This window comes from Nocardia tenerifensis NBRC 101015 (assembly GCF_000308715.1).
Lineage (GTDB): Bacteria > Actinomycetota > Actinomycetes > Mycobacteriales > Mycobacteriaceae > Nocardia > Nocardia tenerifensis.
In genome coordinates, this window is record NZ_BAGH01000115.1 from 1 (window position 1) to 2310 (window position 2310).

General features: G+C 70.8%; 2 protein-coding genes. Both read left to right on the forward strand.

The window, feature by feature from the left end:
• Positions 1-481: 481 nt before the first annotated feature.
• Positions 482-883: an SgcJ/EcaC family oxidoreductase gene (locus ON39_RS09225; RefSeq protein WP_040732936.1), complete on the forward strand. Its 402-nt coding sequence runs from the start codon at positions 482-484 to the stop codon at positions 881-883.
• 81 nt (positions 884-964) lie between these two features.
• Positions 965-2158 carry a radical SAM family heme chaperone HemW gene (hemW, locus tag ON39_RS09230; RefSeq protein ID WP_051186444.1) on the forward strand — a complete coding sequence of 398 codons (1194 nt, stop codon included), beginning with the start codon at positions 965-967 and terminating at the stop codon, positions 2156-2158.
• The last annotated feature ends 152 nt before the right edge of the window (positions 2159-2310 follow it).

A 2310-nucleotide genomic window follows, 5' to 3' on the forward strand; every position in this document is an offset into this window, starting at 1 on the left:
GGGGTCGCTCCTGCGGGGTGGGTTGTACATCCGTGCTGAGGGGAGCACGGGGTTGGCAGCCGGTGAAGCCGGCGGGGGCGGGTAGACGCAGAGCTGACTCGCGCCTGCGGTGTCAGCGGACCGATGAGGTCGAATCAGAGGATCGCCGGGGTGGACCCGGGCACGGGCGTCGCTGAGCTACCGAAGAGAGTCGGGCAGACAGCAGGCGCTACAGACGCGCTTGTAGTCGACGTGGCGGCGTGCCACAAGTCGTACTCCCGATGCGCGCATGAGGCTATTGTGCCACGTCAGCGCCGCCCCTCCGACCGCACGCCCATATTCTCCGGAATTTTGCGGGAAATCCCCTGGATGGCTGACCGGATATGTGACGCCAGTCATAGCGGACACCTCGATAGCGGCTCGTGATGTGCGGTCGGCCTCGAAAGTGAACTGCGCCACTGGCATTGACCTCGAGCTGACTCGAGGTAGCAGGCTCGGCCGCATGAGCACAGTACCCATCGACACCGAACTCGACGCGATCCGCGACGTGGTCGCCACCGTCCAGCACGCCCAGCAGAATGAGCTGGTCGATGAGTTCGTCGCCCTGTTCCGCGAGGATGCGATCTGGACCACCGGCGCCGGGCGGCGACTATTCGGCCGCGCGGCCATCGCGGAGTTCACCGCCTCGGTGCTGCCCGGCGCGATGCGCGACGGCACCGCGACCTACGAGGTCGAGCACGTGCTGTTCATCCGCCCCGACGTCGCCGCCGTCAAGGTCCGCCAGCGCTACCTGGACAACGACGGCCGGGTCACCGGCGAGGGCACCCCGATGTACGTCATGTCCAAGGAGGACGGCCGCTGGGTGCTCACCGCCAACCAGAACACCGCGGTGGGCGGTCACTGATCGTGGCGTCGCCTGGCCACGCCCGGAAGCGGGTGGGCGCCGGGCGACCTGCACACTAGAGGGGTGAGTTCACCTGCGGTTATCCCTGTCGGCACCGAGACGTCCGAACCGGTGCTCGGTGACTTCGGGGGCGGGCCGTTCGGGATCTACGTGCACGTGCCGTTCTGCGCGACGCGCTGCGGATACTGCGATTTCAACACCTACACCGCGGGCGAGCTCGGCACCTCCGCGTCGCCGCAGTCCTGGCTGGCGGCGCTGCGCGGCGAATTGGCCACGGCGGCTCAGCGTTTCGCGGCCTTGCCGACGGCGACCCCGGAGGTCGCCACGATCTTCGTCGGTGGTGGCACCCCCTCGCTGCTCGGCGGCGACGGGCTCGCCGACGTCCTCGACGCCGTGCGCGCGAACTTCACCCTCGCCGCGCACGTCGAGGTGACCACCGAATCCAATCCGGAATCCACCTCGCCGGAGTTCTTCGATCGGCTCCGCACCGCCGGCTTCACCCGGATCTCCCTCGGCATGCAATCCGCCGCCGCCCACGTGCTGAAGGTGCTCGACCGCACGCACACCCCCGGCCGCGCCGTCGCCGCCGCGAAGGAGGCCCGCGCCGCCGGCTTCGAGCACGTGAACCTCGACCTGATCTACGGCACCCCCGGCGAACGCGACGGCGACCTCGACGCCAGCCTCGACGCGGTGCTCGACGCGGGCGTCGACCACGTCTCCGCCTACTCGCTGATCGTCGAGGACGGCACCGCGCTGGCCCGCCGCGTCCGCCGCGGCGAGCTGCCCGCCCCGGACGACGACGTGCTCGCCGCCCGCTACGAACGCATCGACGCCCGCCTCACCGCCGCCGGCCTGAGCTGGTACGAGGTCTCCAATTGGGCCGCGGGCGAAGCCGCCGCGTGCCGGCACAACCTCGGCTACTGGGACGGCGGCGACTGGCTCGGCGCGGGCCCCGGCGCGCACAGTCATGTGGGCGGCGTTCGCTGGTGGAACGTCAAACATCCCGCCCGCTACTCGGACCGCGTCGGCGAGGGCGGACTTCCCGCGGCGGGGTGGGAGGCGCTCACTCCGGAGGAGCGCTACACCGAGCGCGTCATGCTGGCCGTCCGGCTGTGCACGGGTTTGCCGCTGGCCGATCTCGACGCCGACGGTCGCGGCGCGGCCGAGCGTGTCGTCGCGGACGGGCTCGCCGCGCGGACGGCGGATCGGCTCGTCCTCACCGATCGGGGGCGGCTGCTGGCCGACGGTGTGGTTCGTCGACTGCTCGTTCCTTGAGCGGGAAGCGGCAGCGGGCCGCGAATCGTCGGTGGTCGTCGACCGGTGTGGTCGAGCGTCTTCGCCTCGGCGGTCGGTGTGGATCCGTCGGCCGGCGTGTCTTCGCCTCGGCGGTTGGTGTGGATCCGTCGGCCGGCGCGTCTTCGCCTCGG